Below are 17564 nucleotides of genomic sequence, written 5' to 3'. Positions count from 1 at the left end.
ATAAAAATAATCAAATTGACCTATATTTAGTAAAAAATACCAAAGTAATTAGTGAGTCGTAATTTAACTAACTGATTTTTAAGCTTTAATAAATTGGCATAAAGTGTGATAGTAAGTAGATAACTAAAATTTAAAATTAATTAACTACAGAGGTGAGTATGGCTGATCAAGGGTCTGGCGGTAATGTGATTGCTGCATTGTGTAATATATTTTTTCCTGGTTTAGGACAACTAGTACAAGGGCGTATTTTAGCGGCTATATTTTTTGCGCTAGCTATTGTTATAAGTTACGCACTTATTTACGTACTCGTTGGTTTTGTATTAGTCCCTATTATTTATTTATGGTCGATAATAGATGCGGCACGATACCGCTCGCGAAGTTAGGTATTTAAACGTTTTACAAAAATAGCGCCCAATGGCGCTATTTTGTTTTTTAGGGTCGGCGTTACAGCTAATTTACGGGTATAATCGCGTTATTAACGTTTAATAAGTAATAGCTATGGAATATCAATTTATACGTGACCCTATTAGTGGTTTACGAATTAAAATAAGCAGCGAACACGCAATAATAGGTCGTTGGTTAAACGAAGAAATTGGCAAAGACAAAGTCGCTATGGTGCAAGCACTTATTGTGTCGGTCAAAACGAGTTTTGAGCCAGTCACTCTAAAAGGGCAAGAAATAGATTTAATTTTATCTAAAGATGAGGCCTTATTTGAGGCTCATGCTCTGCACCAAGACAGCGAAGACTTAATTGCCTATCAAGATGATGATTTAATGCTTGAAGAAAACGACTTAAGCAGTGGTTGTGGTTTTGAAGACTTCATTGATTTAATTGATTCATGGCATGAGTTTACCATCTCACGATAAACATAATGAGCACACTAATAAAAATATACAGCAATGCACTTTCAGCATTTTATCTGTATTATTCTGTTTATAAACTTATTCAAAGTAGAAAGTGAAAATGAGAAATATTGATTTAAAAATTATAGATAAGCGCCTAGGCACTGAATTCCCATTACCAAAATATGCAACAGAAGGTTCTGCTGGTATTGACCTTAGAGCTTGTATTGAAGCCGATCTAGTTTTAGAACCTGGGCAAGTTGAGCTTATACCATCTGGTTTTGCAGTTCATATGAAAGATAATGGCCTTGCCGCTACTATAATCCCTCGCTCAGGGTCTGGTCATAAGCATGGTTTAGTTATGGGTAATTTAGTTGGGCTGATTGACTCAGACTACCAAGGGCAAATATTTATTTCTCTTTGGAATCGTAGTGATAAAACATACACCGTTGAAGTGGGTGAAAGAATAGCTCAGCTTGTATTTTTACCAATAGTGCAAGTAGGTTTTAATGTTGTTAATGAATTTGATGCGACTGAACGTGGTGAAGGTGGTTTTGGTAGTTCAGGCAAAAGCTAACTAAATAATAAGGACTGTTTATGATACTTGCAAAGGACTTGGAAAATAGAAGTATAGATATAACTTCTTTATGCACTGATTCAGCAGAACAAGTCTCTGTCGATCTAAGTGTTGGTGATGTTTATAAGAAGGCAGGAGATACTGAGTGGAGAAATATTACTGGTCATGTAGTAATTTCGCCAAATAGTTGCTTGCTTATACGTACAGAGCAGAGGATAAAAATGCCAAATAATGCGTTTGCTTTTTTATCTTCTAAAGGAAGCCTTGGTGCAAAGGGGATTCTTGTTGCAAATACGAAGGTAGATCCTTTATTCGAAGGAGAATTAAATATACCAGTATTTAACGTAGGCAATAAGAAAGTGTCACTGTTTAAAAAAGATAAATTTTGTTCTCTAACTTTTTTGACAACAGAACATCCAATTGTTGGAAATAGCACAAGAAATGCTGTAAACATTGAGCCAATTGAAACCAGCAAATTTAAAGATTTCTTTAGTAATCATATACCGCATGTAATAACCGGAGCCGTATCTGTTATAACGTCAGTCCTTACAATTTTAATTACGAAGGTTTAATGAAATGATCCTTACACAGGTTGCACTCAAAGATCTAGTTGAAAATAATGCGGTAATCAGACGAAGCCATAATGTTGTGGTTGATACTACATCAATAGGGCTTCATTTAGATAATCAATTCACTAAATATGCACCTTATGATGGAGAAGCTTTTACTCCTCCAAGGAGGATGGAAACGACAACAACTACATTAGGTGAAGGGCAAGATATTATTCTTCCTCCTAATGGGAAATTACTAGCGTGTACTCAAGAAGAAGTTGCATTACCTACTGACAAATTTGGATTAGTTCAAACAAAGGGGTCAATTGCTCGAGGATTTTTGTTTGCTCACGTTTGTGATGGTCAAATAGATCCTGGGTATAGGGGAAAAATTACTTTGGAATTGATTAATATGAGTGAATTTTACTATAAATTAGTACCAGGTATGCCTATAGCTTCTTTATTTCTTTTTGAAACGGACACTGATGTATCAAGTTATGCTGGGCGCTATCAAAATTCAATGCACCCAACTGCTATGGCTTAGAAAAACATTATCGAAAAAATAATGTATCCAAAACCGAGTCAAATAATAGTGCGATAGTCGGTAACACTTAGGTAATCGGCTATTTCGTTATGTGGTTGTTGGCTATCAGGGTTAGCAACCGCAAGTAAGTGTCCAATGCCGTATTCTTTTGCGGCATTTAATACAGCTATGCTGTCATCAACAAACAAAGTACGTGTTTTGTTAAATCCTAAATCATTTTGCACTTGGTGCCATAAACTTTGCTGCTCTTTACTAACGCCATATTCATGAGTCGACACTACACCATCTAAATAATTATCGATTGCGGTGTGTTCAAATTTCATCATGACGTTTTCTGGATGTGCGTTGGTAAGCAATATAAGCTCTTTTCCTGCTTTTTTTAGCTCCGTTAAAAAATAGGGCACGTCGTCACGAACTTTTATAAGGTGCTGTGTTTCTCGCTTTAAATCCATAATTGGTAATTTAAGCTGATCTTCCCAATAATCTAAGCAATACCACTCAATTTGGCCGCTTACAGCTTGGTAGCGTTTAAAAATATCTTCTTTTGCTTCGCTCAGGCTTATATTTTTCGCTAAGGCGTGTTGCTGTGGAAGAACAGTTAACCAAAAATGGCTGTCATAATGTAAATCGAGGAGTGTTCCGTCCATATCAAGTAAAACGGTATCGATTTTTGACCAATTTAGCATGGGCTTTTCCCTGTGAAAAGTTTATGATTAAGCACAACTGCCATGATAGCAAATTAACGCCAATGACACAGAAAAAGCATCCAACACCTCCTCAAATCCTAAGTAATAATGTTGTCGCTAAAAGTCGCCTATTTACTGTGGAATCTTTAGAGCTAAAATTTTCGAATGACGAAGAGCGTCAGTATGAACGTATTCGAGGTGGTGGTAGAGGCGCTGTAATGATTGTGCCTATAACGGCTGATAACGAAATGCTGCTAGTGCGTGAGTATTGCGCGGGCACCAATGACTACCAGCTAGGCTTTCCTAAAGGACTGATCGACCCAGGCGAAACACCAGAGCAAGCTGCTAATAGAGAACTTAAAGAAGAAGTAGGTTTTGGTGCAGACTTTTTTAAACCATTAAAAACAGTGACCATGGCACCTAGTTATTTTAATGCCACCATGCATATTTTATTTGCTAAGCAATTATATCCGCAAACACTTCCAGGCGACGAACCTGAGCCTTTAGTTGTTGTTAAGTGGCCATTAACGCAATGGCAGTCATTATTAGAGCAAGATGATTTTACCGAAGCACGAAGTGTTGCCGCTTTGCTATTATTAGATAAGTACTTAGCATCTGGAGCTGCCGATGAATAAATTATTAGAACCTTGTATTGAATTAGCCGAACGTGCAGGCGATGCCATTATGGCTATATACAAAAAAGATGATATTGGCCAACAAGAAAAGTCAGACCACACACCAGTAACTAAAGCCGATTTAGCTGCAAATGATGTGCTTGTTGCAGGCTTAAAGGCACTTGCGCCCGATATTCCTATTATGTCGGAAGAAACACCTATTCCTGCATTAGCCGATAGGCAAGATTGGCAGCGTTATTGGTTACTTGATCCCATGGATGGCACAGGTGAATTTATTTTAGAAAGTGGTGATTTTGCGGTAAACATTGCGCTTATTGAAAATAACCACCCTGTGTTGGGTGTAATTCATTGGCCGTCAAAAGGTATTACTTACTTTGCGAGTGCTAAAAATGGTGCTTTTAAGCGTGAAGAAAAGAGCGACACACGAATATACGTAGCTCCGCCTGAAAGTTTAACACTAGCGGTAAGTCGCCGTCAGAAAATTGAATCGGTGAGTCAATACTTAAATAGCCAATTTACAACTATTGCAGTTGGTTCGTGCTCGTTAAAAGCATGTATTGTTGCTGAGGGTAAAGCGGACTGCTTTTTAAGAATAGGCCCAACGGGTGAGTGGGATACAGGGGCTTCACAAGTTATTGTAGAAGAAGCCGGCGGCTGCATTACTGATGCAGAGTTTAACCCTTTAACCTATAACCAACGTGAGAGCACTGAAAACCCAGACTTTATTGTAATGGGCCACCCTGATTGGGAGTTTCAAAAAATGATTACTCCTCACCAAAGAGCGAGTATAGAATAGAGTTTTGATTGCTTTTTGTTCACTTGAACAGTTTTAGGTAGTTAAAGCCTTGCATTATAAGTTTATTCCTATATAGTAGCGCTCTCTTCAAGGCAGGCTCGTAAATATTACGAAAATGTTTTAAAGAAATTACAGGCGCGGGATGGAGCAGCCTGGTAGCTCGTCGGGCTCATAACCCGAAGGTCGTCGGTTCAAATCCGGCTCCCGCAACCAATTTCCTTTATGGGGTGAGGTTACTGTAAACTCTAACTTAAGAGATTAAATTAAGTAGTCGATAGACTTTAAATATACAGGCGCGGGATGGAGCAGCCTGGTAGCTCGTCGGGCTCATAACCCGAAGGTCGTCGGTTCAAATCCGGCTCCCGCAACCAATTTCTTAAATTGGACGCCACGTTGTAATGTAAGCAACGTTAAATAAGTATGCATATTTCAGGCGCGGGATGGAGCAGCCTGGTAGCTCGTCGGGCTCATAACCCGAAGGTCGTCGGTTCAAATCCGGCTCCCGCAACCACTGAAATAAAAAGCACTATTAAAGTAACACGCTAAAAGCGTGTTTTTTTATGCCTAAAATTCAGTGAAATGGGTAGCTCGTCGGTCTCAGCTCTTCATTAGCTAGCAAAGGCCATCTATTAAAATCCAGCTCCCGCAACCACTGAAATAAAAAACACTATTAAAGTAACACGCTAAAAGCGTGTTTTATCATGCCTGAAATTCAGTAATTCTTAATAGCAAAGCTGTTATTACATTTGCCACATATACTATACCAATCATTTTAAATTCGTTATTACTTAACACCTCGTGCTGGGTATGTTAAAACGGCTGAAATATTTTTAAGTGTACTTTTACATGACAGAACTGTATCACTGGTTTGATTTAATCGGCATTGCTGTGTTTGCTATCTCAGGCACATTAGTGGCCTACGAGAAAAAAATGGATGGTTTTGGGGTGGTAGTATTAGCAACAGTGACCGCTATTGGTGGGGGAACTGTTCGCGATGTGATTCTAGACGCTCCTGTATTTTGGCTACATGATCAAAGCTATTTTTTTGCTATTTTAGCTGCTGTACTTATCACATCTCGGCTTATTAATAAGCAAAAGTCTATTCCGTATTACACACTTCAAATAGCAGACGCATTCGGTTTGGCTTTTTTTGCTGTAATGGGTACTCAAAAAGCACTACTTGCAGGTATGCCAGAAATGACTGCAATCATAATGGGAGTCATAACGGCTTGTTTTGGAGGCTTAATACGTGATGTACTCGCTCGCGAAATCCCTATGTTGTTAAAAGGAGAGCTCTATGCCATTACCTGTATTGCGGGTGGTATTGTTTATACACTCAGTGTGTATTTTTCATTTGTGACTGAGTTGGCGATGGTATTGGCAATGTTGATGACATTATTCTTACGTTTTTCAGCAATAAAATGGAAAATCACATTACACGTTTTTAAATATCCTGACTAAACTTACTTAATCATAGGATTGATTAGGATAAGGAATGTCATTAGCTCGTATATATTCTCGTGCTCAGGTGGGTATTAATGCCCCTGAAGTTATTGTAGAGGTTCACTTAGGAACTGGTTTACCCGCATTCCACATTGTAGGCCTTCCCGAAGCCTCTGTTAAAGAGTCAAAAGACAGAGTGCGCAGCGCGCTTGAAAACTCTCAATTTGGTTTTCCTGATCAACGTATTACTGTTAATTTAGCCCCAGCTGATTTACCCAAAGACGGTGGCCGGTTTGATTTGGCCATTGCCGTAGGCATTTTGGTAGCATCAGGGCAAATAGTGTGCCCTGATATTCATAAATATGAGTTTTACGGTGAGCTTGCACTCAACGGTGAGGTACGTGGAGTAAATGCTATTTTGCCCTCTGTGCTTGCAGCTAAGGAACAAAACCGCTGCTGTTTTTTACCCATAGCTAATGATAGCCTGGCAAGCCTTGTAAATGGCGTAAAGCGTAAAGCGGTAAGCTCTATTCAAGAAGTATGGGGTGATTTACTAAACCAACAGCCGTTGCCGTTAAATATAGAGTATCCAGACTGTACGCAAGCACCTGACTTTTTACTCGATTTGAGCGACGTAAAAGGTCAACCCGGCGCTAAACGTGTATTAGAAATAGCTGCTGCAGGCGGGCACAATCTGCTATTTTTAGGTCCACCGGGAACCGGTAAATCAATGCTTGCTCAACGAATGGCCACAATAATGCCGGCTATGTCTGATGATGAGGCACTTTCAACTGCCGCACTTTATTCAATTATTGGTCATTCAATCGATTTAACAAACTGGCGGCAACGCCCTTTTCGTAATCCTCATCATACCTGCTCGGCGGTTGCATTAGTGGGGGGGTCATCAAACCCTAAGCCGGGTGAAATTTCGCTGGCACACAATGGGGTATTATTTTTAGATGAGCTACCAGAGTTTGAGCGTAAAGTGCTCGACTCCCTTCGTGAGCCAATGGAAACCGGTACGGTAACTATTTCGCGTGCGGCGCGGCAAATGGAGTTTCCTGCGCAGTTTCAGCTCATTACAGCGTTAAACCCAAGTCCTACGGGAAGCCATACCGATAAACGAGCAACACCCGATCAAGTTATACGTTATTTATCTCGTGTATCAGGCCCATTTGTTGACCGTATTGATTTGCAAATAGAGCTACCACGGTTAACTAGCGTTGAACTGCAAAGCACTAAACAAGAAGAAACCAGCGCACAAGTGCGTGCACGGGTAGAAGCAGCTTATTACATACAGTTAAAACGCCAAGGCAAAGTGAATGCGCGGCTAAATAATAAAGAAATGAGTATTCACTGTGAGCTTGCCCCAGCAGAGCTGCAGTTTTTAGCTAAGGCCAGTGAAAAGCTGTCTTTATCGCCGCGCTCTTATCATAGAGTTATTAAAGTAGCGCGAACGATTAGTGATTTAAAAGGAAATGAAAAAATTAGCTTAGACGATTTAAAAGAGGCATTAAATTACAGAGCCTTTGAGCGCTTAATTGCTCAACTTACTAAGTAGCTAAAATTGAGGCTAAACTTTTTTTACTTGCCGCTATAAAGAGAGCATGTAACCTTTACCGCGCACAGTGACAATACGCTTTTGATCTTTTTCATCGTTTAGTTTTTTACGTAATCGACCAATAAGAACATCGACTGTACGATCGTTAGGGCTCCAATCTGGTTGGCCTATTTCTTCAGATATTTTTTCACGTGAAGTGGCTTTACCTGCATTACTTATTAAGCAAATAAGTACTTTGTGCTCTGCTTCAGTCAAACGTGATTCAACACCCGAGGAGGTAATAAGGGTGCGATTATCGGGGTGTAATTTAAAGTCGGCGTATTCAATAAACTCTTCGCTTTCGTCGCTATCCATATTAACGGCAACGCGTTTATACAAAGCGCGCATGCGCAGTTCAAGCTCAAGCAAATCAACAGGCTTACAAATATAGTCGTCAGCACCTTGGGCAAGGCCTGCTATTCGATCTGCTTGTGAATCACGACTAGAAAGCACAATAACACCAATATCTGTTAGTGTGTTAAGTTCTTTGGCGAGCTGAAGGCCGTCTATTTTAGGCAGTACAATATCAATAATAGCGAGGGTAAATGCATCACGCAGGTTTACTCGCTGCCTAACGATGCTCAATGCATCAGCGCCAGTTGAGTCTACTTCTATTGTAAATTCGGTCTCTGCAAAGTGATTTTGAATGCGTTTAACGAGTATTTCATCGTCTTCAACCAATAAAACATTAATAGCCATAGTACTTTATTTTAAATGCTTGTAGCTTTGTATGGTAGCACCATTAGGTAAATACTGAGAAGGGGTTACATGCTAGTTTTAAGTAACTTAATATTTCAAAAATATTAAAATAATTATAAAAAATCAAAAAAGCGCCCCATATTCAAGGGCGCTTTTCATAAAGATATAAAATTCCGGTTTAAATTACTTATTTTCGTACATAGAATCCCACCATTGTGGCTCGTCTTTTAGTTTTTTATCAAAATATGCCAACATAGTATTCCACCAGTTAAAGCGCTTATCGCGCGCAAAAATTTGATGATCAGCACCTTTATACTCAATAAGCTCCACGTCTTTATTTAGTAGTTTAAGTGCGGTGTACATTGTTAAGCTCTCGCCTACTGGTACGTTAGTATCACTGTCACCATGAATAAGCAGTAATGGTGTGGTTACTTTGTCTGCATGAAATACCGGACTATGTTGGCTATACAGATTGGCGTTATTCCATGGGAAGCTGTTTTTAGATGCTTCACCAGAGTATAAGTAGCCCCACCAACCTTCGCCCCAATAAGAGGTTAAGTTTGAAATACCGGCATGGGAAATAGAAGCGCTAAATAAATCGGTTTTTGTTGCCAATAGCATGGTCATAAAGCCACCATAAGAGGCACCTAAATTACCGACCTTAGTGTTATCTACGTAGTCGTATTGTTTCAAAAAAGCCTGTGTTCCTTCGATAATATCGTCGGCGGTGTAATCACCCCATGCATTGACGTGTTGTGCTGAGAACTTTTGTCCAAAACCAGTCGCGCCAGTAGGTTGCACTACATAAACCACATAGCCGTTTTCGGCCCATAAGTTAAATGGGTAACGGCCAGTAAAACCACGGGTAACAGGTGATGTACCACCGTAATAATAAACAAGTGCAGGGTACTTTTTAGTTTTATCTAGGTTACTTGGCACATAAACACGCCCGGTTATTTCAACGCCACTTTTATTAGTAAAGTTAAACTCTTCAAGGGTGGGTATTGTTGTATTAGCATAAGCAATTGGTTTTGAATCCCAAATAAGATCGGTTTTGTTTTTACTGATATTAAGGCGTTTGAGCTGTTGCGGTGCTAAAGCACTTGTGCCGGTGATTAACACTTGTGAATTGCGCCCATGTGAAACGCTAAATTTTTCTACAATATCCACATTGGTATTTAACTTTTTAAAGCGCTGCTTACTGAGGTCGAATAGATACAATGGCTGAGTGTCTTTTTCGGTCACTTTAAGTACTGCATCGCCGTTTTCTAACACGCTTAGCTGACTAATCGATGGGTCGAATTGTTTACTGAGCGCAGTAACATTTTTACCGTTGTTAGTTAACAGGTAAAGCTGTCCGTCGTAGTTATTAGCAAGCATTGACTTTGGCAACGCTCTGCCAGCGCCATTTTTAAAGTCGGGACCTGCAACAACATACACGTCTTTGTTTGCGTATTTTGCTTGGTTAAATGTTTTAAATTTACCAAGTGACAAGAGCTTGTTTGATTTTATATCCAGTTCAACGAGCTCTGTCTCAGGGTGAGTAGACGCTTGCATAGCCATAACCGAACGGCTCATTAATACTTTTCCACGCGTACTATTTAAATCTTCAAAGCTATGAGAAAGCGGGCCTTGGCTAAGTGCTTTTGTTAAGCCACTTTTAGTATCAAGCATATAAAGTTGGCTGGTAGTGCGCGCATACGACCAACGATCTTGAAGGCCTTTGTAATGCTTGGTTAAGTTGTTGCTGCTTTCTGGTGATTTTGACCAGCTAAATACTAGGCTGGTGTCGTTAAAAAAGGTGAAACCACTGGCGCCGGCTAAGTCGCTTGCCAGTGTTTTAATGGCTAAGCTTTTACGATTAAGCTGTTTAAGCTCACCCTTTAATAAATACACTAAGTACTGATTATCTGGGCTCCAAATAATGTTACTTGGTTGTCCATCTTCAAATCGATATACAGTTGAGTTATCTGTATTTTTTAACTCGGTAACCAAGTTGGCTTGATTTTGAGTTTTATCGTCGTAAGTGCGCTTAGTGGTTATGTATTGCTCTGCGTTAGGCGCTAAAGATATATTACTCATGGTTGGCGCATCAAACAGTTGCTTTGCTGATAAGCGCTTTGTGTATGATGTATTTAGCGTAATTTTATCAGTGTCACTCTTAGGGGTGAAATCAATCACCACATCATTCCAGTTTGCGACTTGTTGCGCCAAAATAATAACGCTATGAGTGGAGTTAGTTAACGCAATTTCGTAACTGTTTTTATCACCCTTTTGGGGTTCGCCATTAATAAATAATTGCCCCTTTTCAATCCCTTTTAATGTTAAGGTGCCTTGTGTAAAACGCTCTGTTTCAATATTAAATTTTAGTACTTGTAGTCCGCCAAGGGTGAGTGCGCTTACTTTATTGAATGGCTGCCAGCTTTGTTTTTTACCGAAAATAGAAAAACTGTCTGAGTTTGCTTGTAATTGTGGCAAAAGGTTGTTGATAATGGCTGAGCCATGCGGCGTTTGAAAAGGTTTTAATTGCATATCTTCGGCCAAGGGGCCGATAAATTGCATTTTTGATTTGTCCAATGGTTCAGCAATTGCTGCAAAGCTTAAACTGCTAAAGGCTAATAAACCTAAGGCTCGTTTAAATTGCTTGTTGCGGTAAAACCAAGGTGCATTAAATTTCATTATTGTGCCTGTTATTATTGGGTATTTGGTCAAATATAGCATGTATTGTTACCATGCTCACATATCCAATATAAAGGAGAAAAAGTGACTTTACTGATTGTTTATATGGTTGTGGCCATTGTTATTTCGTTTTTGTGCTCTGTGATGGAAGCGGTGCTGTTAAGCATTTCCCCAAGCTATGTTGCATCACTCAGAAAAGAGCAACCTGTGCTTGCTAAGCAACTTGAAAAACTAAAAAATAATATAGATCAGCCACTGGCAGCCATTTTGACTTTAAACACCATCGCGCATACAGCGGGTGCGGCGGGTGTAGGGGCGCAAGCGGCCGTGGTTTTTTCTGATGCTGCAGTGGGGATTGCCTCAGCAATTATGACCTTATTGGTATTGGTTCTTTCTGAAATTATTCCAAAAACTCTGGGTGCTAATTACTGGCGTGCCTTAACGCCAAGTGTTACCTACTCTTTACGGTTTTTGGTGATTTCGCTAAAGCCCTTTGTATGGTGTGCGCAAAAGTTAACAAACCTAATGGGGCCAAAGCACGATGAGGCTTACTATATTCGCCAAGAAATAGAAGCCATGGCCGATATTGGCACTGAATCGGGCGCTTTGCACGAAGATGAGTCTGAAATTATTCGTAATCTTTTGCATTTTAGGCATGCAAAATTGTCTGATTTAATGACGCCGCGCACAGTTATTTTTAAAGTACATAAAGACTTAACAGTAAACCAATATTTAAATGAGCACGGTTCGTCATCGTTTTCCCGCGTATTAATATTCGATAAAGATGCCGACGACATTGTCGGTTTTGTGCATAAAAACGATATTATGTTAGCGTATCATCGTTTAGGCACCGATTATAAAATCAGTAAACTGATCAAACCAATTTATACAGTACCCACATCTCAAAATGTATCGTCATTATTGCAAACGCTACTAACTCAGCGTACGCACATATGTTTAGTCGTGGATGAATACGGAGAAGTGCGCGGCATAGTAACGCTTGAGGATATGATTGAATCACTAATGGGCTTAGAAATAGTCGACGAACGCGATCAGTCAACCAATATGCGTGCAGTGGCAAAGCAACGCTGGCGTAAGCGTTTGGCCAGCAGTGCGCATATTGTAAGTGAAGAAGACGAACACCCTAAAGAAGAAAAGTAACCTTTCACTTGCAACGTTAGCTATTGTTAGTTACTTAAATACAATAGTTAACGTCTGCTCTCGTGTTTTTTTAGCCAAACGGTATACTAGCGCGATTATTTTAAATGGCTTTAATTATGATAAGAATAGACCTCACCTTGGCTGATCAGCCATTTTCATTAATGGTTTCTGGGCAGCAAATAGTACAAGTATTTCATAACCAGCAAGCTATTGCGTTCGATACTCCTCGAGAACATTACTATCAATTTAACTTTCAAGATAAATTAATAGGCATAGATACCAGCACAACTGCCGAGCAAAGTATTTCGTTATTTGTAGATGAGCAATTTGCTACCCAGCTCGCTTTACCAGCCCCAGTTAATGGTGAACCTAAAAGGGGTTTTTTAGGTTTTGCTGCGTTAGGCTTTAAACTATTTAAAAGCGCAAAAGTAGTAAAGGCTGCGCTGGCAGGTGCATCTGGTGCCGGGTATGCCTGGTTATTTAGCATTGAATTTGCGCTTATGCTTATTGCGTGTTTAGTGGTGCATGAGTATGGGCATGTAAGAGCTATGAAGTACTTTGGCATAAAAACCAAAGGTATTTACTTAATCCCATTTGTGGGTGGCTTAGCTGTCAGTGACGATAAAATAACAACCCGCTGGCAAGATGTGGTCATATCGCTCATGGGGCCTGCTTTTGGCTTAATAACCTCTGTGTTGGGTGTTGTTTTATATTACGCCACGGAGATGGAAATATTTGCTGGTGTTGCGGTACTCAGTGCATTGCTTAATTTATTTAACTTACTGCCAATTTTACCGCTAGATGGTGGGCATGTATTAAAGAGTATCAGCTTTTCTATGCGCTCATGGATTGGACTAAGTGTATGCTTGCTGGGTGTGTTTTTTGGCTTATGGCTTAGTTATACATTTGGCTTAATGTTACTGGTGTTCTTTTTATTTGTTGGCGCATTGGAAATTATATTTGAATGGCGCGGACGACATTACTCGCATTTAATACCACTAGATAAATACGGACAAGGTTTTTCAGCCGTTATGTACGCACTTGTAGTTGCAGGGCATGTAGCAGTGATGATGCATTTTGCAGATTCTGACAATCCAATACTCAGTTTGCCGATGACAATTTTGTCTAGCTGATAATTGTGCGCGCAGTTAATTTTTAACTACGCGCAAAGCTTTATTAATAAAAGCTCAATACCAGCGATATAAATACCCCAGTAATAATCAGTTGTACCACGCAAAAGCCCATAATATCTCTTGCCTTTAGGCCCGCTATAGCCAATACGGGCAGTGCCCAAAAAGGTTGAATTAAATTGGTCCACGCATCGCCCCATGCCACAGCCATAGCAACACGAGATATATCGGCGCCCAGCTCTTGCGCTGCGGGTATTACAATAGGTGCCTGTACAGCCCATTGTCCGCCACCGGAGGGCACAAACATATTAACGAGTCCTGCACTAATAAAACTATAAAATGGCAAGCTATCGGCATCCGCAATGGCAATAAAGCCTTGTGATATTTGTTGTGCTAATCCTGTATCGACCATGACCGCCATAATACCGGCATAAAAAGGGAACTGAATTACAATTCCCGCACCACTCGGAATTGCTTGTTGTAAGCTATTAAGCACATTGTGAGGAGTTTGATGTAGCGTAATAGCTAAAAATAAAAACAGGGCAATTACACTATTGAGGTTTAAGCCACCACCAAAGATAAAAAAGTAATAGCTTAAGTAGGCAAGCCCCATTAAGCCAATGCCCATACCTAGCAGTTTGCTTTGTTCTAAATGTTGTGAAGGACGCGTTATTTTACTTGCTGCAGGTGTGCGGGTGTTTAATAGGGTTGGATCGATATAAACGCTGTCGTTGTCATTGGGTAACATGTAGCGATTTACTAATGGGACGATAATAAATAAACCAATCAAAATGGCAATATTAAAACCAGCAAATAAGGTTTGATCTGTACTAACAACACCAATACTTGCCTGTGAAAAGTGTCCTGGTGTTGCAATAGTTAGCGGAATTGAACCTGAAAGGCCGCCATGCCATACAACAAAGCCAGTATAGGCACTAGCTACTAATAATCGATAATCTACACGGGTATGTTTTGCAATAGCTTTGGCAAACAATGCACCAATAACAAGGCCAAATCCCCAGTTTAGCCAGCTCGCTAAAAGTGAGATAAAAGTAACTAATATAATTGCTTTAGGGGCGGTGTTGGCTAAGGTTGCTAGTTTCTCTAATACTTTGCTAATGAGAGGTGTACTTGCCAGCATGTAGCCTGTAATAAGTACAAGCAGCATTTGCATAGCAAAGCTCAATAGGTTCCAAAATCCATTGCCCCACGCGTGCAGTACATTAATACTGCTGGAAGGGGTAAATATACTGGCAGCGGTAAATGTAATAAGTGTAAGCAAAATTACAAATATAAATGGGTCGGGTAGGTAACGCTCAACCAGTTTTGTAAATGGGGTGGCTATTCTATTAAGCATAAAAATACAGTTTAGTGTTTGTTTGTAGATTAATTAATCACGAAATGTGGTTATGTGCAAATCACAATTAGTATTACAGGGGGGAGTTTTATGCTGCCTATGCCTTAAACGTTGATTAAAACTAAGGCATACAGTAACGTACTGTTTATAGATAAATTAATAACAAAGATTTTGTATTATGCCGGTGATATTTAAAAGGTTAGCGTTACTTGTTCGCGCTCATATTGATCAATTGAGCTGGCAAGCAGTGACCTTTGCAATTTTAACTCATATGCTCGTAACCTGGTTGCTACTGTATGCTGCCAACGAACAGGCGTTAACCTCTATAACCACTTTTTTTTACTATTACACAGTGACAACGTCAACAGTAGGATATGGTGATTTTAGCCCGACAACAGAGCTTGGTCGATGGGTGGTTGCTTTAATACAAATTCCGTTTGGTTTAGCTTTATTTGGTGTTTTGCTTGGAAAAGCAGGGCAAACTGTTACTTACTTAATTAGGCACGCTATGACTGGTGATAAAGATTTTGCTCACAGTAATAACCACATCATTATTTTTGGTTGGCACGATACCAGAACTAAAAAAATGATTGATTACATTTTGGCGGATACAAAGCGTACTGAACGTCGTATTTTACTCGCAGTAACAGAGCAGATGGATCATCCTTTTTTAGCTAATGAGCAGGTTGATTTTGCGCGTCTTTCTAGCTTTACTGATTTAGCAGAGTTAGAGCGTGTAGCAATAAGTCACGCCGATAAAGTAATTATTGATGGGCAAGACGATGACCAAACATTTACTACTGCGCTGCGTATTAGCCGCTTAGTAAAAGATGAGTGTCATATTAGTGCTCACTTTTTAGATGAAACCAAGGTCGATATGCTACTGGAGCATTGTCAAAATATAGAATGTAGCAGTGCTAAGTCGGCTGAAATATTAGTTCGTTCAATGCAAGACCCCGGCTCTAGTCGAGTACAAGAAGAGCTGCTTTCTACATTACATGGTGATACACAATTTAGCTTAAAAGTACCCAGTGGCTGTAAGGAAATGGAATTTGGCACCTTGTTTCATCATTTTAAAAGGGAGCACGACGCTATTTTGTTGGGTGTTGCACATAACTTGAGTGCTCAAAATATGGACTTAAATCCACCTTTGGATTATAAAGTGAGTGAAGGTGATATTCTCCACTATATTTCTGTTGAGCGTGTATTGAGCGGCGAAGTTGATTGGTCAAGCTTGGAAAAATAATGAATGAAGTTATATTTTTAATTGTTATTTTAAGTGCGTACATTTTACCTGTAGTCATTGTACTAAACAGTAAGCGTACGCAAGGCCACGAAAAAAACGGTTGGCTCATCGGTATCATCTTTTTTTCGTGGTTAGGGCTCATTATGTATTTTGCCATTGTGCCCAAGCACGGGCACAAAAAGAAAAAAGCAGTAAAAAAATAAGTACGGCGTTACAACTTTACTCTTTAGCCATATTCATAATTTCATTCCAATCATGCTCTGTTACGGGCATAACCGATAATCTTCCTGCTTTTTTTAGTGCCAACTCTGTAATACTGTCGTTTGCTTTTATAGATTTTAAGCTAACCAGTTTATTCAAATGTTGGTGGTAGGTTACGTCAACGACTACCCAACGCGGTGAATCGCTGGTGGCTTTAGGGTCATAATAATCGCTATTTAGGTCAAATTGAGTAGGATCTGGATAGGCCGCGCTTGTTATCTTTGCTATACCCGCTACACCTACGTTTTTGCAGCTTGAGTGATAAATCATCACTAAATCGCCTTCTTTAACATCATCACGCAAAAAGTTTCGGGCTTGGTAATTTCGTACACCTTCCCATAATGTTGTTTGATTAGGTGCGTGTTTTAGGTCGTCAATTGAAAAAGCATCGGGTTCGGTTTTAAACAGCCAGTAAGCCATAGTTGTATTCCTAACAAAGATTTACATAGTTGTAGTCTATAGTATCATTAAGTTATTAGGGAATTGAGGAACATATAATGAGCCAAGTTTTAGATGATTTATTATCGTTATTAACACTTGAAGAAATAGAGCAAGGGTTATATCGAGGGCAAAGCCAAGATTTGGGTTTTAGAGCTGTTTTTGGTGGTCAGGTTATGGGGCAAGCGCTATCAGCAGCAAAGGAAACCCTACCGGCTGGACGTATTGTTCACTCTTTACATTCTTACTTTTTACGCCCAGGGGATGCTGCTAAACCTATCGTTTACGATGTTGAAACTATTCGCGATGGCAAAAGCTTTAGTACCCGTCGTGTAAGTGCAATTCAATATGGCAAGCCTATTTTTTATATGACTGCATCTTTTCAGGCGGTTGAAGACGGACTTTCGCATCAGGCAACGATGCCAGATGTACCGCAACCGGAAGAGCTACGTTCGTCGCTTGAGTTTTATCAAGAAAATGCTGAGCATATACCCGAGGTGATTCGTAATAAATTTATTCGCGAAATGCCTATCGAAATGCGCCCTGTGACATTTCATAACCCCTTTAAACCAGAAGCGATTGAACCAGTTAAACATATTTGGTTTAGAGCAAATGGTGATATGCCCGATGATCAGCGTATTCATAATTACTTATTGGCTTATGCGTCTGACTTTGAGTTTTTACCAACTGCATTACAGCCGCATGGCGTGTCGTTTATGCAGCCAAATATGCAGGTCGCAACAATTGACCATGCAATGTGGTTTCATCGCTCGTTTAGATTAGACGACTGGATTTTATACACCATAGACAGCCCGAGTGCGAGCTCAGGCAGAGGGCTGGTAAGAGGGCAATTTTTTGATCGCCAAGGCAACTTGGTTGCCTCAACAATTCAAGAAGGGGTTATGCGTCAGCGCTAAC

General features: G+C 39.9%; 19 protein-coding genes and 3 tRNA genes. 17 read left to right on the top strand and 5 right to left on the bottom strand.

Annotated elements, in window-relative coordinates:
- The first annotated feature begins 158 nt into the window (after positions 1–158).
- The 5 genes from MTP24_RS15250 (at position 159) to dcd (ending at position 2515) form a co-directional block, all read left to right on the top strand.
- On the top strand, positions 159–383 hold the full coding sequence (locus tag MTP24_RS15250; RefSeq protein WP_006791382.1) for a hypothetical protein: 225 nt from the start codon (positions 159–161) through the stop codon (positions 381–383).
- 115 nt (positions 384–498) lie between these two features.
- Positions 499–867 carry a YacL family protein gene (locus MTP24_RS15245; protein ID WP_243532011.1) on the top strand — a complete coding sequence of 123 codons (369 nt, stop codon included), beginning with the start codon at positions 499–501 and terminating at the stop codon, positions 865–867.
- Positions 868–964: 97 nt separating this feature from the next.
- The gene (dut, locus tag MTP24_RS15240) at positions 965–1420 is read left to right on the top strand and encodes a dUTP diphosphatase (protein ID WP_243532009.1); all 456 of its coding nucleotides are present in this window, start codon (positions 965–967) and stop codon (positions 1418–1420) included.
- A 20-nt stretch (positions 1421–1440) separates the two neighbouring features.
- On the top strand, positions 1441–1992 hold the full coding sequence (locus MTP24_RS15235) for a hypothetical protein (protein WP_243532007.1): 552 nt from the start codon (positions 1441–1443) through the stop codon (positions 1990–1992).
- 4 nt (positions 1993–1996) lie between these two features.
- Entirely contained in the window at positions 1997–2515 is a 519-nt protein-coding gene (gene dcd / locus MTP24_RS15230; RefSeq protein ID WP_243532005.1) for a dCTP deaminase, read from the top strand.
- Between the two features lie 38 nt (positions 2516–2553).
- On the opposite strand, the gene yrfG is transcribed toward dcd, so the two are convergent.
- Positions 2554–3201: a GMP/IMP nucleotidase gene (gene yrfG, locus MTP24_RS15225; protein ID WP_243532003.1), complete on the bottom strand. Its 648-nt coding sequence runs from the start codon at positions 3199–3201 to the stop codon at positions 2554–2556.
- Positions 3202–3263: 62 nt separating this feature from the next.
- On the opposite strand from yrfG, the gene nudE reads away from it, so the two are divergent.
- The 7 genes from nudE to MTP24_RS15190 all read left to right on the top strand — a co-directional run bounded on the left by nudE (position 3264) and on the right by MTP24_RS15190 (position 7636).
- A complete protein-coding gene (gene nudE, locus MTP24_RS15220; RefSeq protein WP_033035276.1) occupies positions 3264–3836 on the top strand; it encodes an ADP compounds hydrolase NudE in 573 nt (190 codons plus the stop codon).
- A complete protein-coding gene (cysQ, locus tag MTP24_RS15215) occupies positions 3829–4632 on the top strand; it encodes a 3'(2'),5'-bisphosphate nucleotidase CysQ (protein WP_006791377.1) in 804 nt (267 codons plus the stop codon). The genes nudE and cysQ overlap by 8 nt, the downstream gene beginning before the upstream one ends.
- Before the next feature lie 136 nt (positions 4633–4768).
- Positions 4769–4845 (top strand) — tRNA-Met (locus MTP24_RS15210).
- An 81-nt stretch (positions 4846–4926) separates the two neighbouring features.
- Positions 4927–5003, top strand: a tRNA-Met gene (locus MTP24_RS15205).
- A gap of 63 nt (positions 5004–5066) precedes the next feature.
- A tRNA-Met gene (locus MTP24_RS15200) sits at positions 5067–5143 on the top strand.
- A 335-nt stretch (positions 5144–5478) separates the two neighbouring features.
- Entirely contained in the window at positions 5479–6093 is a 615-nt protein-coding gene (locus tag MTP24_RS15195; protein ID WP_243532001.1) for a trimeric intracellular cation channel family protein, read from the top strand.
- 34 nt (positions 6094–6127) lie between these two features.
- On the top strand, positions 6128–7636 hold the full coding sequence (locus MTP24_RS15190; protein ID WP_006791374.1) for a YifB family Mg chelatase-like AAA ATPase: 1509 nt from the start codon (positions 6128–6130) through the stop codon (positions 7634–7636).
- Between the two features lie 33 nt (positions 7637–7669).
- Here MTP24_RS15190 and MTP24_RS15185 read toward each other — a convergent pair whose 3' ends face one another.
- On the bottom strand, positions 7670–8374 hold the full coding sequence (locus MTP24_RS15185; protein ID WP_006791373.1) for a response regulator transcription factor: 705 nt from the start codon (positions 8372–8374) through the stop codon (positions 7670–7672).
- 183 nt (positions 8375–8557) lie between these two features.
- The gene (locus MTP24_RS15180; protein WP_243531999.1) at positions 8558–11053 is read right to left on the bottom strand and encodes a prolyl oligopeptidase family serine peptidase; all 2496 of its coding nucleotides are present in this window, start codon (positions 11051–11053) and stop codon (positions 8558–8560) included.
- 84 nt (positions 11054–11137) lie between these two features.
- Between MTP24_RS15180 and MTP24_RS15175 the strand changes: the two genes are divergently transcribed.
- Positions 11138–12214, top strand: a complete 1077-nt coding sequence (locus MTP24_RS15175) for a hemolysin family protein (RefSeq protein WP_006791371.1) — start codon at positions 11138–11140, stop codon at positions 12212–12214.
- 116 nt (positions 12215–12330) lie between these two features.
- Positions 12331–13347 (top strand): site-2 protease family protein, encoded by a 1017-nt coding sequence (locus MTP24_RS15170; protein WP_243531997.1) that lies wholly within the window; start codon positions 12331–12333, stop codon positions 13345–13347.
- A 43-nt stretch (positions 13348–13390) separates the two neighbouring features.
- Here MTP24_RS15170 and MTP24_RS15165 read toward each other — a convergent pair whose 3' ends face one another.
- Entirely contained in the window at positions 13391–14701 is a 1311-nt protein-coding gene (locus MTP24_RS15165) for a short-chain fatty acid transporter (protein ID WP_243531995.1), read from the bottom strand.
- 178 nt (positions 14702–14879) lie between these two features.
- Here MTP24_RS15165 and MTP24_RS15160 point away from each other — a divergent pair, with 178 nt between their 5' ends.
- Together MTP24_RS15160 and MTP24_RS15155 are read left to right on the top strand one after the other, a co-directional pair.
- The gene (locus tag MTP24_RS15160; RefSeq protein ID WP_243531993.1) at positions 14880–15947 is read left to right on the top strand and encodes a potassium channel family protein; all 1068 of its coding nucleotides are present in this window, start codon (positions 14880–14882) and stop codon (positions 15945–15947) included.
- Positions 15947–16150, top strand: a complete 204-nt coding sequence (locus tag MTP24_RS15155) for a PLDc N-terminal domain-containing protein (protein WP_006791365.1) — start codon at positions 15947–15949, stop codon at positions 16148–16150. Before MTP24_RS15160 ends, MTP24_RS15155 begins: the two co-directional genes overlap by 1 nt.
- 16 nt (positions 16151–16166) lie before the next feature.
- Here the strand turns inward: MTP24_RS15155 and MTP24_RS15150 are convergent, their stop codons facing one another.
- Positions 16167–16628, bottom strand: a complete 462-nt coding sequence (locus tag MTP24_RS15150; RefSeq protein WP_058429970.1) for an EVE domain-containing protein — start codon at positions 16626–16628, stop codon at positions 16167–16169.
- Between the two features lie 77 nt (positions 16629–16705).
- Between MTP24_RS15150 and tesB the strand changes: the two genes are divergently transcribed.
- Positions 16706–17563 (top strand): acyl-CoA thioesterase II, encoded by an 858-nt coding sequence (gene tesB, locus MTP24_RS15145; RefSeq protein ID WP_006791363.1) that lies wholly within the window; start codon positions 16706–16708, stop codon positions 17561–17563.
- Position 17564: the final 1 nt, after the last annotated feature.

It is taken from the genome of Pseudoalteromonas sp. APM04, assembly GCF_022809815.1.
In the GTDB taxonomy this organism is placed as follows: Bacteria; Pseudomonadota; Gammaproteobacteria; order Enterobacterales; family Alteromonadaceae; genus Pseudoalteromonas; species Pseudoalteromonas marina.
This window is presented reverse-complemented; position numbering and strand designations above follow the sequence as displayed.